Source organism: Dapis brunnea BLCC-M229 (genome assembly GCF_050015995.1).
Lineage (GTDB): Bacteria > Cyanobacteriota > Cyanobacteriia > Cyanobacteriales > Microcoleaceae > Trichodesmium.
The window spans coordinates 28,032-43,955 of record NZ_JBNHEP010000149.1 but is presented as its reverse complement, the minus strand read 5'-3'; the positions used below and the strand labels follow the sequence as shown (position 1 = coordinate 43,955).

The 15,924-nt window shown below is 36.7% G+C and carries 13 protein-coding genes and 1 pseudogene; 8 read left to right on the top strand and 6 right to left on the bottom strand.

The genetic code is table 11. From position 1 onward, the window contains the following. Positions 1-463 precede the first annotated feature (463 nt). From ACP6PM_RS17435 to ACP6PM_RS17410, 6 genes are all read right to left on the bottom strand, one after another. Positions 464-1,828, bottom strand: a complete 1,365-nt coding sequence (locus ACP6PM_RS17435) for a CHAT domain-containing protein (RefSeq protein ID WP_426586783.1) — start codon at positions 1,826-1,828, stop codon at positions 464-466. Between the two features lie 1,058 nt (positions 1,829-2,886). Further along, positions 2,887-3,903: a gamma-glutamylcyclotransferase family protein gene (locus ACP6PM_RS17430; protein ID WP_426586781.1), complete on the bottom strand. Its 1,017-nt coding sequence runs from the start codon at positions 3,901-3,903 to the stop codon at positions 2,887-2,889. A 203-nt stretch (positions 3,904-4,106) separates the two neighbouring features. Continuing rightward, complete coding sequence (locus ACP6PM_RS17425) at positions 4,107-4,823, bottom strand: PEP-CTERM sorting domain-containing protein (protein ID WP_426586780.1); 717 nt, start codon at positions 4,821-4,823, stop codon at positions 4,107-4,109. Positions 4,824-5,035: 212 nt separating this feature from the next. After that, a complete protein-coding gene (locus tag ACP6PM_RS17420) occupies positions 5,036-5,749 on the bottom strand; it encodes a PEP-CTERM sorting domain-containing protein (protein ID WP_426586778.1) in 714 nt (237 codons plus the stop codon). A gap of 473 nt (positions 5,750-6,222) precedes the next feature. Next, complete coding sequence (locus tag ACP6PM_RS17415) at positions 6,223-6,594, bottom strand: hypothetical protein (protein WP_426586777.1); 372 nt, start codon at positions 6,592-6,594, stop codon at positions 6,223-6,225. Between the two features lie 336 nt (positions 6,595-6,930). Then, a complete protein-coding gene (locus ACP6PM_RS17410) occupies positions 6,931-7,821 on the bottom strand; it encodes an ABC transporter permease (RefSeq protein ID WP_426586775.1) in 891 nt (296 codons plus the stop codon). A gap of 579 nt (positions 7,822-8,400) precedes the next feature. Here ACP6PM_RS17410 and ACP6PM_RS17405 point away from each other — a divergent pair. From ACP6PM_RS17405 to ACP6PM_RS17370, 8 genes and pseudogenes are all read left to right on the top strand, one after another. Further along, complete coding sequence (locus ACP6PM_RS17405) at positions 8,401-8,544, top strand: hypothetical protein (protein WP_426586773.1); 144 nt, start codon at positions 8,401-8,403, stop codon at positions 8,542-8,544. A 248-nt stretch (positions 8,545-8,792) separates the two neighbouring features. Next, positions 8,793-9,614, top strand: a complete 822-nt coding sequence (locus ACP6PM_RS17400; protein ID WP_426586771.1) for an aspartyl/asparaginyl beta-hydroxylase domain-containing protein — start codon at positions 8,793-8,795, stop codon at positions 9,612-9,614. A gap of 835 nt (positions 9,615-10,449) precedes the next feature. Continuing rightward, complete coding sequence (locus ACP6PM_RS17395; RefSeq protein WP_426586769.1) at positions 10,450-11,958, top strand: GMC family oxidoreductase N-terminal domain-containing protein; 1,509 nt, start codon at positions 10,450-10,452, stop codon at positions 11,956-11,958. Positions 11,959-12,991: 1,033 nt separating this feature from the next. Beyond that, positions 12,992-13,141: a hypothetical protein gene (locus tag ACP6PM_RS17390; protein ID WP_426586767.1), complete on the top strand. Its 150-nt coding sequence runs from the start codon at positions 12,992-12,994 to the stop codon at positions 13,139-13,141. A gap of 23 nt (positions 13,142-13,164) precedes the next feature. Further along, positions 13,165-13,254 (top strand): annotated as a pseudogene (locus tag ACP6PM_RS17385) (four helix bundle protein); the annotation flags it as partial. Positions 13,255-13,951: 697 nt separating this feature from the next. Continuing rightward, positions 13,952-14,371 (top strand): endonuclease domain-containing protein, encoded by a 420-nt coding sequence (locus ACP6PM_RS17380; protein WP_426586765.1) that lies wholly within the window; start codon positions 13,952-13,954, stop codon positions 14,369-14,371. A 350-nt stretch (positions 14,372-14,721) separates the two neighbouring features. Next, positions 14,722-15,498, top strand: a complete 777-nt coding sequence (locus ACP6PM_RS17375; protein ID WP_426586763.1) for an SDR family NAD(P)-dependent oxidoreductase — start codon at positions 14,722-14,724, stop codon at positions 15,496-15,498. A gap of 105 nt (positions 15,499-15,603) precedes the next feature. Next, positions 15,604-15,858 (top strand): hypothetical protein, encoded by a 255-nt coding sequence (locus ACP6PM_RS17370; RefSeq protein WP_426586761.1) that lies wholly within the window; start codon positions 15,604-15,606, stop codon positions 15,856-15,858. Positions 15,859-15,924: the final 66 nt, after the last annotated feature.

The window sequence follows — 15,924 nt, the reverse complement described above, 5'->3', positions numbered from 1 at the left end:
AAATTCCAAACAAGCAGTTAGAATTGGGTTTCGTTACCTCAACTCAACCTACAAACTGAAAGTAAAATTAATTAATCTGAATATCTGACAACTGAGCAGCTAGTCTCAATAGTCTCCCAATTATCCTCCCGAAGTAATTATTAGAGGTTTTTATGAATTTAAAATTAGTTAAATCCCTAGTAGAAATTATTAACAATTTAACCCCAGCCATTAACGAAGTTGTGCGGAACGCTAAACGCCATATCCAATCGACCAAGAGAAGAAAAAAAATCTTTTTAATCAATCCTATTCTTTTTAAGAAGAGGTAATATCATGTCCGGATAAGAGCGTGATAAAAAAACTTTCTCCTTTTTATACTTTCTTTCTCCTCTTTTCCCTCTTGACTCCTGACTCCTGACTCCTCCCTCGTTATTTATAACTATTCAACCGGACATGATATAACTCTAAATTCTAAATTTTTGCCCTACCAAGGATTACCAATTAATGTAAAAGCTGACCAATAATAAGGGTGGGAAAAAGTTTCATCACCAAATTCTGCTAATTCTGGTGGTAGTTTTAATTCTCCCGTAGTTCCTTTTAACTCACCCATATTTATACCTGCTTTTCCTTTTAACATCACAATTTGAGCTTGTCGGAGTGCTTCTGCTTTTAGAGGTGTCTTTTGCAAATGCTGATAAAATTCTGTCATTAATGCTAATGTTCCAATATCACTAACATTCCACAAACTTGCTAATGCGGATCTGACTCCCGACTTTACTGTTAACCCGGCAAAACCCAATTCTGCTTGTTCATCTCCCAATGCAGTACGACAAGCACTCAAAACTAATAATTCTACTGGTGGTTGATTCAGTTTTAACTTTTCTACTTCATCTAAGTTAATTTGTTCATCATCCCAAAATTGTATATAAGACTTATCGGGTTTTCCTGGTCTAAATTCAGCATGGGTGGCTAAGTGAACTATTTCATAAGGTTGTTTTTGTCGTTGTTGTTGTAAATTTTTAACTGTAAATTCTTGATTGATAAATGCTTTACCTTGCCACAAGAATCGTGTAATTTTATTTATTTCTACTGGTACTGCTGGTAAAGATTCTAATTCTTTAAATTCTGATGCTCCCATTGCTAAAATTTGTGCATTTTTAATTTTATTATAGTTAGTATCTATCAGATTAAATGCTGGAATCCGAGAAATAGAATACTTTTCTATAATAAAATTTTTCCCATCATGTAATACTGCTAATGGTAAAGTCCGCAAATTCATGCCTAAGCAGAACATTATGGTATCTATTTTTTCTATTTTTAGTCTAGATTCTAATGGCTTTACGATCCATTCATATAGTTTTTTAGCAGGCTCTAAATATGATGTAGTATTGCGTTTTTTTGGATTTATTATTTCTACATTTAGCCTTCTAACTGTATTAATTAACTTTTGCCTGTCTGCATCTGTCACACTATAAACTTCTGGTTTTTTGCCAGGAGTTATTAAGATTAACTGCATTTGTTTTTCCCGTTGCCAAACCCAGATAACAGCAGGTTTTGTGCCAGTTTGTTTAGATAAATTAGTGAGTGTTTCAGCTATATCTTCAGCCGTTATTGAAAAGTCAGCCAGATTTTCATCAAAGTAATTTTCATAGTCTCTTTCCCAATGTTTTTCAACTTCATTGACTGCTTTAATAAAGTCTTTTTGTTGCAAAAACTTTTCCCAGTCTTCTTCTTTAACAGCGATCGCCGATTGTTTTGGTAAAATAATGTTTAAGGTAATGGTACTAACAAAAATCAATGTAAATAATAAACAAAAAATAATTCTTTTTTTCCATTTCTGATGAAACATAATTTTACTTCACAGCTTAGTGTTACTGGTTTAAGTATACTTGTTATAAATAGGGTCTACTGAATAAGTATTTTGGGGAAGAGTAGGAGTCACTTCAGTTATCAGTTATCGGTAAAGTGAGTAGTAAAGACACCCAGAAATTTGAAATGGGAAGTATATTGAGATGATGACTTAATATTATATCATCTCTAGAGAAACAGTTATAAATAATTAGCTCCTAATTCTGAGCTAGAAGAGGAGGAAGAAATAAGGTATTAGTGACGAGAAGGAGGAGTAAATTTTTTGGTCGCGTAAGCGGAACGGAGTTCTATCGCTAATTAAGCGGACATAATATTAGATAAGTAGGTAGGTTTCATTATCGGTATAATAGTAATGAAAATTCACGCGCGGTGAAAACCTATTTACAACTTGCTTCTAGGTCTTTTTTCATATTTTTTATTTTAACCTTTATTTATGCCTATCTACTTAGACCCTTAGAGACTGTTTGTAAAATAAGTATTAAGGAACTTTTCTCATAACTCTTATAACAAAATCTTAAAGTTTGAATAAAATCAGTAATTAAAATCAGTCTAAAGTTAGCAGGTCAAAGTATTCATATTCCTAAAGTTATAGTGAACTGGTTTGTGACAAATAATCAGGACTTACGCAGGGGTAATATATATAGAGTCCAAAAACTGTAGCGCTATAGTTTTTAAGACTATATACATGGTCTGTGTGTAAGTCCTAATAATATCAAATCTGGTTAAATAGCCTCAGTATTAATTTAGTAGTCAATAGTCAGTAGAAAATACTCAACCACTTATTTATAGGGCGTGTCAAGAATTTGAAACTCAACTTCCTAGACTATCCTCGAATCCTGTAGATGCTATTATTGTATCTGCAATTAAACGGATTTGATATAATTCTTTTCTTCACTTGTTCCCTATTCCTTGTTCCCTATTCCCTATGTTCTTTTTTATATTTCCTGATACATTCAATCTCTTAGAGTAAAGTTCAAAATAACATTCTTTTTGATAATTGGCATTACAACAAATATCATCATAGATTTTGAAATTTTCCTAACTTATTGAGACCAAATAATCTTTCCACAAATGAAAATTAGTTGTCCTACCAAGTAAAAATACACCTTCTCCTTCTTTTCTTGATTGACTCAATAAATCACAGGTATTTGCTATAAGATAATCTAGACAATCTCGATCTGCCAACAATACATCTTGCTCAGTTTCATACAATGAAACACCTTCATTACGCGAACATCTTCTAGCATAAAATACTGTAATATCTTTTCCTAATATTTGTTCAATCCACGATTTTGACCCAATTGCAAATCCTTTATTCGGATTACACATAAATACTAATCCACAAATACTACTAATAATAGGCTCAATAACTTGTTCTTTTTCATTTAAAACTCTATCTAATGGTAAATTTTTACGTTCTAAATCTTGAGGAGTATAAACTATTTTATTAATTTTTTTCAATTCTTCAGGTGATAATTTAGTAAAAGTTGTTGTAGCTACTTTTTGCTGTTTTAAAAATTCTATCCATTCTGCCTCTAAATTACATTCTTTAGCGCCAGCAATTATACTTTTTAAATATCTTTTAGAAGGTGGCACTCCCTCTTTAATTGTTAGAGCTGGTAATTGAATTTGTTCTCTGTAAGCTATATATGTTAAAGCACTGATTGTAGTTGTTGAATCATAAGGTAAAACTTCTACATTTTCTTCTTGATAGATATTACCTTTAGCTTCTAATCCATCAATAACTGCTTTACATTCTGGTGATAATTCATATAAACAACCATGTACGATGGAATTTTTTTTATAGACTAAATTAGCATAACTTGGATCAATCTTATTAGTTGGCGTATGTAGATTAAATTTTAATTCAAAATCTTTTAGTGTAGCTGGTTGAGAATTTAAAATTAGTGATAATGGTTCTTTTTTGTATCTTTCCTTTGTTTGAGAATTTGATGATAATTTGAATTCTAGCAATGATTTAGACAAGTTTGAGCCATAGGCAAAGTATTTAATATTAGAAGTAGAACTGAATAATTGTTCTGAATTGGAAAGCATATAACCTTAATTCGTAACTAATGAATAATTTTCATTTTATCAGGAGTTACCCAAGTATGCTAGTTGTGGCGGTGGTAGTAATAGTTGATAGTATTTTTGCATTTCAAGTTGTTCTTTATTCCAATGTGATTTGAGAATTTACTATCTTGTTCATTCAGCTAATACCAGTGAGGAGAAAGTATAAGTGAAGGAAGAATCTTAAATTAGGAGCTTTTCTTGTTTTGACGACGAGTAACAGTTAAACCAGCAGCGACTACTCCTAGACCGAATAATGTAGTTGGTTCAGGTACTTTTTGTGTATCGGAGAACAAACCACCAGAGAAAGTTAAACCTCCTATTTTTTCACCCTCATCTAGTTGTGCTTGAATGTCCTCTACTGTGGCGTTATTGATCTGGAATGTTAGGTTACCAGCACCATCCGTTACTTCTCCTGTTTCACTGACGAATTCTCCCCAAAGTTCTACATCTATTTCTACGTTAGCTCCATTTTGGTCTAATGTATAATTTGCTTGAGTTAGATTAAAAACGTTGAAACCATCTCTTAAGCTAGAGTCATCAGTTGAATCAGTATATACAGTACCTGGTGTTGGTGTTAGTGTTCCATTAATATCTGTTTGTAAGTAACCAAAATCTAGGAATGAATTTACTGTTTGAGTTGAGCCAAAACTGACAATTTCACTAATATATGCAGAGTTGAAGTTGGTAAAAGTACCTCCGTTTGTGTCAGCATCAATGATAACTGGAGTAGGAGTAGGAGTGAAAGATAAACTGTCTTTGCTTAAGAAAATATTGCTGGCATCACCATCTAGAAGACCTGAACTCAGATGAAACTGTCCATTTAATGCTACAGCATTAGCAGTAGTAGCAGTAGCAAAAGCGAAAGGAACAGCAGCGATAGATGCGATGATTTGGTTTTTCATGGTTTTTGTTTCCTGTGTTTGAACTCTATGTTTTTATCATCACTCTTTTTTCTGGTGATGGTGGTGACTTGTCAGTAAAATTATGGTGATTTTTCGTTTGAGTTTGAGTGAGTCAGAGACTATGGAGATAGTGAGTCAGAGACTACAGCAAAGTGAAGCAAATAATTGCTAGGTGGTGATGAGAGTCACTATCTTATCTCTATCGAGTATATCTAGCTTTTCTTACCTTGACGACGCAGAAGAGTTAAACCAGCAGCGACTATTCCTAGACCGAATAATGTAGTTGGTTCAGGTACTTTTTGTGTATCGGAGAACAAACCACCAGAGAAAGTTAAACCTCCTATTTTTTCACCCTCATCTAGTTGTGCTTGAATGTCCTCTACTGTGGCGTTATTGATCTGGAATGTTAGGTTACCAGCACCATCCGTTACTTCTCCTGTTTCACTGACGAATTCTCCCCAAAGTTCTACATCTATTTCTACGTTAGCTCCATTTTGGTCTAATGTATAATTTGCTTGAGTTAGATTAAAAACGTTGAAACCATCTCTTAAGCTAGAGTCATCAGTTGAATCAGTATATACAGTACCTGGTGTTGGTGTTAGTGTTCCATTAATATCTGTTTGTAAGTAACCAAAATCTAGGAATGAATTTACTGTTTGAGTTGAGCCAAAACTGACAATTTCACTAATATATGCAGAGTTGAAGTTGGTAAAAGTACCTCCGTTTGTGTCAGCATCAATGATAACTGGAGTAGGAGTAGGAGTGAAAGATAAACTGTCTTTGCTTAAGAAAATATTGCTGGCATCACCATCTAGAAGACCTGAACTCAGATGAAACTGTCCATTTAATGCTACAGCATTAGCAGTAGTAGCAGTAGCAAAAGCGAAAGGAACAGCAGCGATAGATGCGATGATTTGGTTTTTCATGGTTTTTGTTTCCTGTGTTTGAACTCTATGTTTTTATCATCTCCCAATTTTTTGGGAAGTGGAATAATGTGAATGAGTTCTCACAAAACACCCTGGTGCTATTTTGAGCGTGCAAAAAAATGCACAATGACTAGCGGTTAATGCAAAAATTACGAGTTGCCGGAAACAGATCAGTGACTTTTTGTGATGAGCGTCACTATAGGAAAAGTAGGAAAAGGAGGAGAAAGTTTTTTACTGCTAATTATAATTACCCGGAAATAATATAAGTTGGCTTAAGCAACAGTCCAACCCAATAACTATAAAGTCTATTTTGGGTTGCAGGTTACTTAACCCAACCTACAAAATGTCAATAAGTATTTAACCGAATATGATATAAAACCTAGGAATTGCTTCCTTATACTCTGTTCTACTGACAACAACCTTATATTATGGCAGCTAAAGAGCGATCGCTGGAAACCAAAAAGTATACTAATTTAAGGATTATTTTCAATACTACCTTTAGCAGAAGCAGGAGTATCACCAGTAGTATTCTGTGGTTGTTGTATAAGTTCTTTTTGTTTATTGCGGAACTGTGTTGCTGCGTCATTTAGACTATCACGTTGTTCGAGCATATACTCTTTCATATTCCGGTTATCTCCTAGTCTGGAGTTATGAATAATGTCGAACATATCTATCCCAGCTGAACCTGTAAAAGGATCGGGATTATCTATTGTTTGTAGATCCTGTAAAGGATTAACAGTATTATTTTCATAAGATTGAGCAAAAGTTTGCTGAGGCAGGAAAATAGTGATTATTCCTGTAGTTAAGGTGCTGAAAAGAATTTTGGTGAAAAGTTTGGCAGACATAATAATGTAGTATTTTGTTTTTTCAGGAAACTTTCATATATATTAGGATACAACTTTTTTGGTATTTTTGACCCACAGATATACCTATATGAAATACGTTAATGTTTGCTACTAATTAGTTATATTAGACATCTGGTGATAATCAAAAATAAAATCAATCCCATACGCAGAAATCATCAATTATTTCCCCCTACTCCATACTCCCTCTTTTCCGGAGAGGTCTATTAGTTATAATAAATTTTTGTTTGTAGTTGGGCTTTAAGCCCAGACATAAATATTTTAGGGGCTAAAGCCCAACTACGAGCGTAATCACAACTGTTCTACAACTTGTTAAATCTAAGCAAACCGACGACGTAATAAAGGTTGAATTGCGACTAGAGTCACAATATCAAAGACCAATAGCACCAGTAATGCTACCCCAAAGGAAATATCACCAAAAGGCGCTTGCATCACTATACTACCAAAAGAGAAATCATTATGTAGATACAAATAGCGGATAGGTTCGATCGCATAGCTCAAAGGATTTAAACTAGCCACTACCTGTAACCAACTAGGCATAAAAGATAGAGGTGCCAGAGCAGTGCTAGCAAATAACAAAGGTAGGTTAGTTACAAAAATCACTGCCAAAAGTTCAATGTGACCGGGTAAAGCAAAAGCAAGACCCAAACTTAAGCCAGTCACACCCAAAACTAACATTAAAACAATCAGGGCGATGGTAGCTAATCCTAATATATTAGGCAATCCTGCACCCAAAAACGCACCAGCAGCAATAATAATAGCTGATTGAATGAAACTTAGGGTAACAATAAAAGTAGCTGAAGCTAAGACAATAGAAAAGCGGGATGTCAAGGGCGCTACTAACAGGCGGTTGAGAAAGCCAAATTCTCGGTCGAACATCACTGGTAAACCAGCATTAAGGGCACCAGCAAAAGCGGTGAAGACAATAATACCCGCACCGAGAAATTGTCCGTAGTTTTGACTTTCACCAAATAAACCTTGAGGTACGTTTTGGAATAGTGCTCCAAATAGAATTAACCACATCAGAGGTTGAATTATTCCAGCAATTAAAGTAGAAGGCCGTCGTTTGAGTTGGATGAATAACCGACGGGTTAATGCTAGAGTTTCTTGAAAGAAATCTCCTACTAGAGAGCCGGAAGTTAATGGTGTCGTCTTGGTTTCAGACAACTGTCTTATATTAGCTTGGGAAGGAGTAATAGTGCTACTCATATTAGACTTTAGATATTATTAATGCAGAATTTAGGGGCAAAAGATTAGCATTGTTAGGGAGTATTTGAAAGTCTTTATTGTCAATCTATTTTTTTGTGCCCTTAGCAATGGCCTTTGCCCGATACACTGGTAATTTTAACACTGCTATTTTGAAACGGTAGGGTAAGTAGGTAGGTCTAATTAAATGTTGAAAAAATTGTATAGCAATTGAAGCAAAGGTTAGGACATTGCTAAATTTTCACGCCTCAGTCATAGATTATTTTTGACTTTTGCCTTGTGCGTAGTGCTATAGGGGCGGGTTTAACCGAAAAGCTTGACACATGCAGTTTATTCAACCCCCCTACTCGTTACATTTATTGTTAGTGCGTCAAGGAAGTGTGGTCCGTGTGGTCTGTGTGGTCCGTGTCGGGAGGTCCGGGTAGGGAGACCCTCGAAAGTAGGAGGAATAATTATACCTGTATCTTTCTGGGAAGTGTCTGCCCAAAATCCTAACTTTTTGGTCTTAAAGGCTGAATTCTTTGCACTTTTTTCCCGACAAAAATCCTAAAAACTTTATATCTCAGTGCTTTTAGATTAGATTTGCCAGCCCTACTTGACGAATCCCACACATTACGCGATCTGCACAACCCATTTATTTATGCTCACTTATTTAGCAGAGATAATTCTAGAAATTACAGCAGTTTCCTACTTTATGAAGAAATTATTGATGGTTTTAAGGAATAGCCAGTAGGGAATCTAGGCTAAAGTTGTGGCTTAGAAAAACCTAACTCCCCAAACTTTTCCCCTATCCTACAAGGAGAGGGGTTGGGGCAGAGGTCTTAATTCATAAAACTTACCCACAAAATATAGATTATTTTTTTTAATATTTTAACTATTCTCAGCTCCTAAAAACTTGATTCTATATTATATTATCTTGGAACTGGTTGGAGAAAAACTCTCCAAGCAGCTTAAATTCTACCGAAAAAAAACCTATGCTCAAACTTTCTTTAGAAAATATAAAGACAAAATTTAGGAAAATATTAATATATAAAATTGGAGCTAAACTACTTGGATATTTTGAAAAACTAATTCCTAGTTATTCTTTAATTGGAGATACAGCATTTTTTGAGCCTCACCACTTTGAATGGGTGGAAGAGATAGATGCAAATTGGATATTGATTAGAAAAGAATTAGATGAACTCCTGAAATATCGAGATGATTTACCAAATTTCCAAGACATTTCTCCAGACCAAGCTGATTATACGAGTCCTGATGATTTGTGGAAAACATTCTTTATGTATGGGTATGGAATAAAAGCAGAAAAAAATTGTCAAAGATGCCCAGAAACAACTCGTTTAATTGAAAAAATTCCGGGAATGAAAACGGCATTCTTTTCAATTTTAATGCCTGGTAAACATATTCCCGAACACCGAGGTCCATACAAAGGCGTTATTCGTTATTTATTAGCATTAAAAGTACCTGACCCAAAAGAAAAATGTCGAATTCGGGTGGGTAATGAAACTCGTCATTGGGAAGAAGGAAAAAGCATGATTTTTGATGATTCTTTTCCCCATGAAGCTTGGAACGAAACTGATGGTGTCCGTGCAGTTTTATTTTTAGATGTGATGAGACCGATGCGTTTTCCCCTTTCATTTTTGAATGAATTAATGATGAAAGTAATTGCAATTTCTCCCTATATTCAAGATGCCAATATTAATCAGAAAAACTGGGAAGACCGTTTAGAAAAATTGTTTGCCAAGGAAAATCAAAAGGAAAAAGTTTCAATAAAAAATGGAGTAGGGAGTAGGGAGTAGGGAGTAGAGAGTAGTAGCGCGGGCATCTTGCCTGCGACAGCTATACCTGATACTCAATGAAATCTGCTGTATGTTTACTGACTAATTTTTTCATTTTTCACAGTTAAATTATTTTAGGCAAAAATCAAGACTAAGACCGAACTATAAAAGGTTTTGAATCAACTGATTAATTCATTAAAAATATTTATTTTTTTATTCTAATATTCAGTTTGATTACTATTCTTATCTTTGCTGCCGTTATCGACTTTTTTATAAGTTGCATATACCATTGTATTTTTGTCTATATTAGACCTCTCCGGAAAAGAGGGAGTAGGGAGTAGGGAGTAGGGGGAAAGAATTGATGATTTTTGCGTATGGGATTGATTTGATTTTTTATTATCGGAGATGTCTATATATATATAATCGGGTTATATAGTAACCGCAAAATTACTTTCTCTTAATACAGATGTTCTATTGAATAGGAATTTAAAAATTCATGCTATTCAAATTCTTTCTCCTGAATTCTGAATTCTGACTCCTAACTCCGAGCGCGATGGGATAATTAATTACCTGGATTCTATATTATGCCTCTTTATAAAATTATAAAAAGAGATTTTTGTATATAAATTAACAAAAAATTAGTAGCACATTACTTATATATTTCTGGTAATTAGTACATATAATAAAAAAATTTTTACTTTTGGAGGGTTGCTCAAAATCCCCGTTACAAAAACAACTTCTGACTTCTGACTTCTGACTTCGTTTGTCGGGGCTAATTTTATACAAAATAATCACATGGATGCTGCATTTATCTATTTATTAATAAAAAAATCAAAAAATATATTGGGAGAGAGTAGTGGGTTACGATTTTGATGCAATTATTATTGGCAGTGGTGCAGGAGGAGGAACGATCGCCCATACTCTAGCAAAAGGTGGTAAACGGGTTCTCCTAGTAGAACGCGGCCCAAGATTTAGTGATGTTGAAGCTTTCCAAGATGAGCAACGAATGTTAATCAATAAAGAAGCATTCGATGATCGCCAAATTCAAGTTAATGGACGTAGCGCTCAACTTCATATCTCCGGAATATTAGGAGGTGGCACATCCTTATATGGAGGGGTATTAATGCGCCCAAGTCCCTACGACTTCCATCCAGGAAAATTTTATGACGAATGGCTACCCCATCACTTGTGGGATTGGCCAATTACTTACGATGATATGGCTCCCTACTTCGACCAAGCAGAAGCTTTGTTTCATGTTGCTGGGGATAGACCATATAAAATGCCTAATGTAGGAACACCAAGCAATGGTTATCCAGCGACAGTTCCTCCACTCGAACCAATTAATCAAAAATTAGAGAAAGGTATAAAAGATGCTGGGTTAATGCCATTTCATCTCCCTTTTGGCATAGACTTCGATAGTTGTCTACGTTGTTCTAAATGTCCTGGTTTCTACTGTCCTAATGAAGCTCGTGCCTCTACAGTTGTGCGTGCTATTGATAAGGCAACTCTTAATTATAACCTTAAAGTTCAAACTTTCACAGAAGCAGACCGTTTAGTTACTAATAGCAGTAAAAAAGTTACGGGTATACGTCTGCGTTGTCGCCAAACTAGGAAAGTTGAGGAACTAACAGCTAAAGTTTATATTCTTTCTGCGGGAGCTTTGGGTAGTCCAGTTATTTTGATGAAGTCTGGTTTAACAGGACGTAGCGGACAATTGGGGCGTAATTATATGTATCATTGTGGTGCTTTAATGGCAGGATTATTTAAACAGGAGACGGGAGGAGCGGATAAATTTATTAAACAGTTGGGGTTTACAGACCTTTATCTGGGAACTAAGGAATTTCCCCACAAATTGGGGTTAGCTCAAACAGTACCTATTCCCGGACTTCTTTCTCTACAACAAAATTTCCCTGTACCAATACCAAAACCTATTGCCGAATTTCTCCTCAAGCGAATGTTGGCAATAACTGGCATTGTGGAAGATTTACCCCAAGAAGAAAATCGGATAGAACTAGGTAAGGATGGGAAAATTCGTCTATTCCACAAGTTTCATCCTTATGATGTTTATCGTTCTCGGTACTATAAGAAGAAGTTAAAACAGGTATTTCGGTTAGCAGGAGCAGTATTATCTTTTGGAGCAACGGGCGATAAAGATGATATTCATACATCCCACCAGGTAGGTACGACTCGGTTTGGTAAAGATCCTAATACATCTGTGCTTGATAAAGATTGTCGTTTACATGACCATGAAAATGTTTTTGTGGTAGATGGTGGGTTTATGCCAAATGCTTTAGGTGTTAGTCCTGCTTTGACTATTGCTGCGAATGCTCTTAGAGTTGGGAGGAAGATATGCGAAGCTAGGTGAGAAAGTGCGAAAAGGAAAAACGGCGTTGCTTAGGGAAGTGGGATGAATTAGTGTGGGGGGTGTGGTCCGTGTGGTCCGTGTGGTCCGTGAAAGAAACTGTCCCAAGGTTTGGTGCAACGCCGGAAAAACAAACAGGACGAAGAAGAGAGGATGCCATTGCACTGCCACGCCACCAAACGTCATCGTCATCCCACCAGCATATGTGATGACGCCAACCGCCTGCCTTTTGCCCTCGCTCGCCACAGCGCCCGCGCGCGCCTGATACATGCGCCCAAAATGCCCGCCATTTTGGCATATAATATCGTGTTATGTGTGTAATGATCAAACGGTTCACATAAAGATTAAAATACGCTATGTATAAAAAGTCACTCAAGAAGTTCGATTCCGAGTTAGCCCAAAAACAAAACAAACGAGCACAATTCGAAGAATTATCGGAAAAGGAATTGGATGAGGTTGTGGGCGCTCGTGACACAGTCCAAATCTTCAAAGGGAATGAAATGGCCGCCATGATGAGTTGTATATCATCTTACAATAGTACGTTCTCCGGTCCAGTCGAGGCTTATGTTCCCCCCTGTATGTTAATCTCTTCCATTTCTTTCGAAGACGATTTCAGGAACTCTTCCTCCTTCATTTGGGGAGGGTGAGTACGGGAGGGTCAGGGGTTGCGGTGGTTGTGGCGTTGTGGTCACCAGGCACCGGAGAACGTTTAACGTCGTATCACACTCGGCGGTTTTATGCTAGGAACCAGCAGTAAGTTAGAAGGCATGAAGTGCTAAATTTAGTAGCATTTCCCTTGAGAAACTTTTTTTCACCGATACCTGGCACCAGGATACACAGAAGTCAGAAGTTTGTTTGCGCAGCATTCCGCAGGAAAGTCAGAAGTCAGAAGTGTTCGGTGTAGTTACTAACTGACTGATAGCTGATAACTGATAACTGTTAACTGAAAGGACATGGGCAGACCAAAAAGAGAATTCAAAGCAGATTATTCGTACCACATGAAGAAGGAGTCAGGAGACAGGAGTCAGGAGTCAGAATGAAGAGGGGAGAAGAAGGAGTCAGAATGAGGAGAGAATCTGCTAAAAGTTTTCAAGATTTATATTGTTTGGCAAAAAGCACATCAACTCGTTTTAGAGGTGTACCGCTCGATTCAGCAATTTTCCTAAAACAGAAACCTACTCCTTAACCTCTGAGTTAAGACGAGCATCTGTATCAGTGCCAGCTAACATAGCAGAAGGCTTTCGGAAAAAGGGTTTAGCAGATAAAATCCGATTCTTAAATATTGCACAAGGTTCCTGAGAGGAGTCTCGATATTACCTAATTCTGGCAAATGACCTTGAATATGGGGATACTTCAGAACTTCTACTACCCGATCTAAGAAGTAAGTAAATTACCAGATTCCCATGTTGCTGCAATTGAACAACGTAGACAACCTCCTGACTTTTGACTTCCATTCTCTTACCTCCTGACTCCTAACTTTTGACTTCTATTCTCTTCCCTCCTGACTCCTGACTCCTGACTCCTGACTCCTTCCAAGATTAAGTAAAGTTCCTAAAACTAAGGTATCCCCTGGTCAAATTCCCTTACCTTTTTTGGTGGAAAAAATTGTCAAGATTGAAATTCCAGGTATTGCTAAAACAGCGATGGGCTTTATTAAAGCGAATCGTTTTCCCTATTATTCTGTGGGGTGGTAGGGGCGACATTGATATTTATCTATAAATTACATAAACCCGCCCACTTGCCTATTAAGGAGTTAGGGGGCGGGTTTGTATTTATCCCTGCCTATTAGGGCGTAAAGCTTGAAAATGGAAAAACCTAACCCCCTAACCCCCTTCCCTGCAAGGGAAGGGGGGATGTCTCCCCTCTCCTTGCAGGAGAGGGGTTGGGGGAGAGGTCTTCTATGAATTTTATTAAGTTACAAAATAGCTTAGTAAAATGAAATAATCAAACAATTCAAAAAATTCAAATCAAAATAAAAAACAAAAAAAACTTTAATATGGAGTCTTCAAAAATACAGGAACTATCTAACAAAACGCTCAAGAAAACTCACAATATTATAATCGGGCAAAAAGTATCTCCGAGTAAAGTAGAGCGTGCTAAGGAATTTCGGCGTCAGATGACACCTACAGAGAAAATCTTGTGGCAACATCTTCGTGCTAATCGTTTAAATGGTTGGCATTTTCGTCGCCAACAAATTATTGATGGGTTTATTGTAGACTTTTATTGTCACTCTGCTGGAGTTGTGGTAGAAATTGATGGGGAAATTCATCAGCAACAAGTTGAATATGATGTAGAGCGCGATCGCATTCTCAATTTGCGAGGAATTCGATTGTTACGATTTAAAAATGAGGAAGTTAGACAACAACTTGAGAGGGTTTTGATAAGTATTGCTAGAGTGTGTAGTGAAGAGACCTAACCCCCCAACCCCCTTCCCTGCAAGGGAAGGGGGGGAAAGAAATAGTCATAAAGTATATAGACAAAATTAATTACACAAAATTTAAAATTTAACCTAACACCTTTGTTTCGCAATAACCCAGTATGTAAATATTTTTTTTCAGGTACTTATCTACTGCTACAGAGAAATAAATATTTTATCTTTTTCTTGCACTCCTCCCCTTTCTTGCCCCGCCCTTTCTTGCCCCCCTCCCCTTGCAGGGGAGGGGTTGGGGGAGAGGTCTCAATTAATCATTTCATTTTTTGTCGAAGTAGGTTAAGCTTTCCTAAAAAACGGTGCGTTAAGCTGCGCTAAATTCTAAATTCTAAATAATGAAAACTGTTGTAATTACTGGAATTTCTGGCACTTTAGGTAGTGCGATGGGTAAAGCATATAAGTCAAGGGGGTGGCGAGTTGTTGGCGTGACTCGTCAACCTAATTTAGAGGGAGATTTTTTTGATGAATTGTGTGTTTCTCCCCAAGAAACTATTGAGGATGCCAAAAAACTATTTGAATATGACCCAGATGTGGTAATTTTAAATGCTGGTCAAATTGAGACTGAAGTCGGAGAGGGTGGCATCCCTGTAGTTGAGTTAGTAGAGTCCATGAATAGAGTTAATTTTTCTTGGCCTGCAGTTGTTGCTACTGAAGTAGCAAAATTATCTCGGACTAGACGTTTAGATGTAATTGCCATTGGTTCAATTGCTGATGGGAGTCCTTCCTGTTTCGGACCTGTTTATCATTCTGGAAAAATAGCCTTACATTATTTTTGGTCTGGTGTCGGACCAATTGTTTATCATTCTAGTAAAAATATGATTCGCCTGCGGTTGTATCGCCCTGGTGCGATTTCTGGTAAATTTGCTTGGGCACCAGTAAATCGTTTGAATGATAAGGCTTATAAGATTCGAGCAAATAGAGTTAATTCTGCTCCGTCTGGAGATAAGGTTGCTGAGACAATAGTTAATTGGATTGAGAATAGTAAGCAATGGGTGGGAACTTATGATGAGCCTTTAGGCTTTAAGATTTTTAAGTATCTGTTTGCTTTGTTCCCCAACTTTTTCTACAGATTACAGTTATATGGTTGGCCGAAAGGTAGTAAGTTCATGTAATTAGGGAGTACGAAGGGTGGGAAGTGTGGGGAGGGTGGGAAGTCTTTGAGATAGATCCAGTAGTGGCGCGTCAAGCCTTAAATGTTACTGTAGGAAAATGGTAAGATGCTGATTTTTCAAAGCTTGACATCAAAAATCTATTCCACTACTTTGAGCTTGACGCAATGGAAGAAAAATCTCACCACCCATTACCTCGCCTGGGTTTCAGCAAATGAATTGACTATTGCTCTATCCGCAATAGAAGAAAAATCTCACCATCCATCACCTCGCCTGGGTGCTTCAGCAAATGAATTGACTATTGCTCTATCCGCAACAGAAGAAAAATCTCCCACCCATCACCTCCGCCTGGGTGCTTCATAAAATGAATTTATTATTGCTCTATCCGCAATAGAAGAAAAATCTCACCATCCATCACCTCGCCTGGGT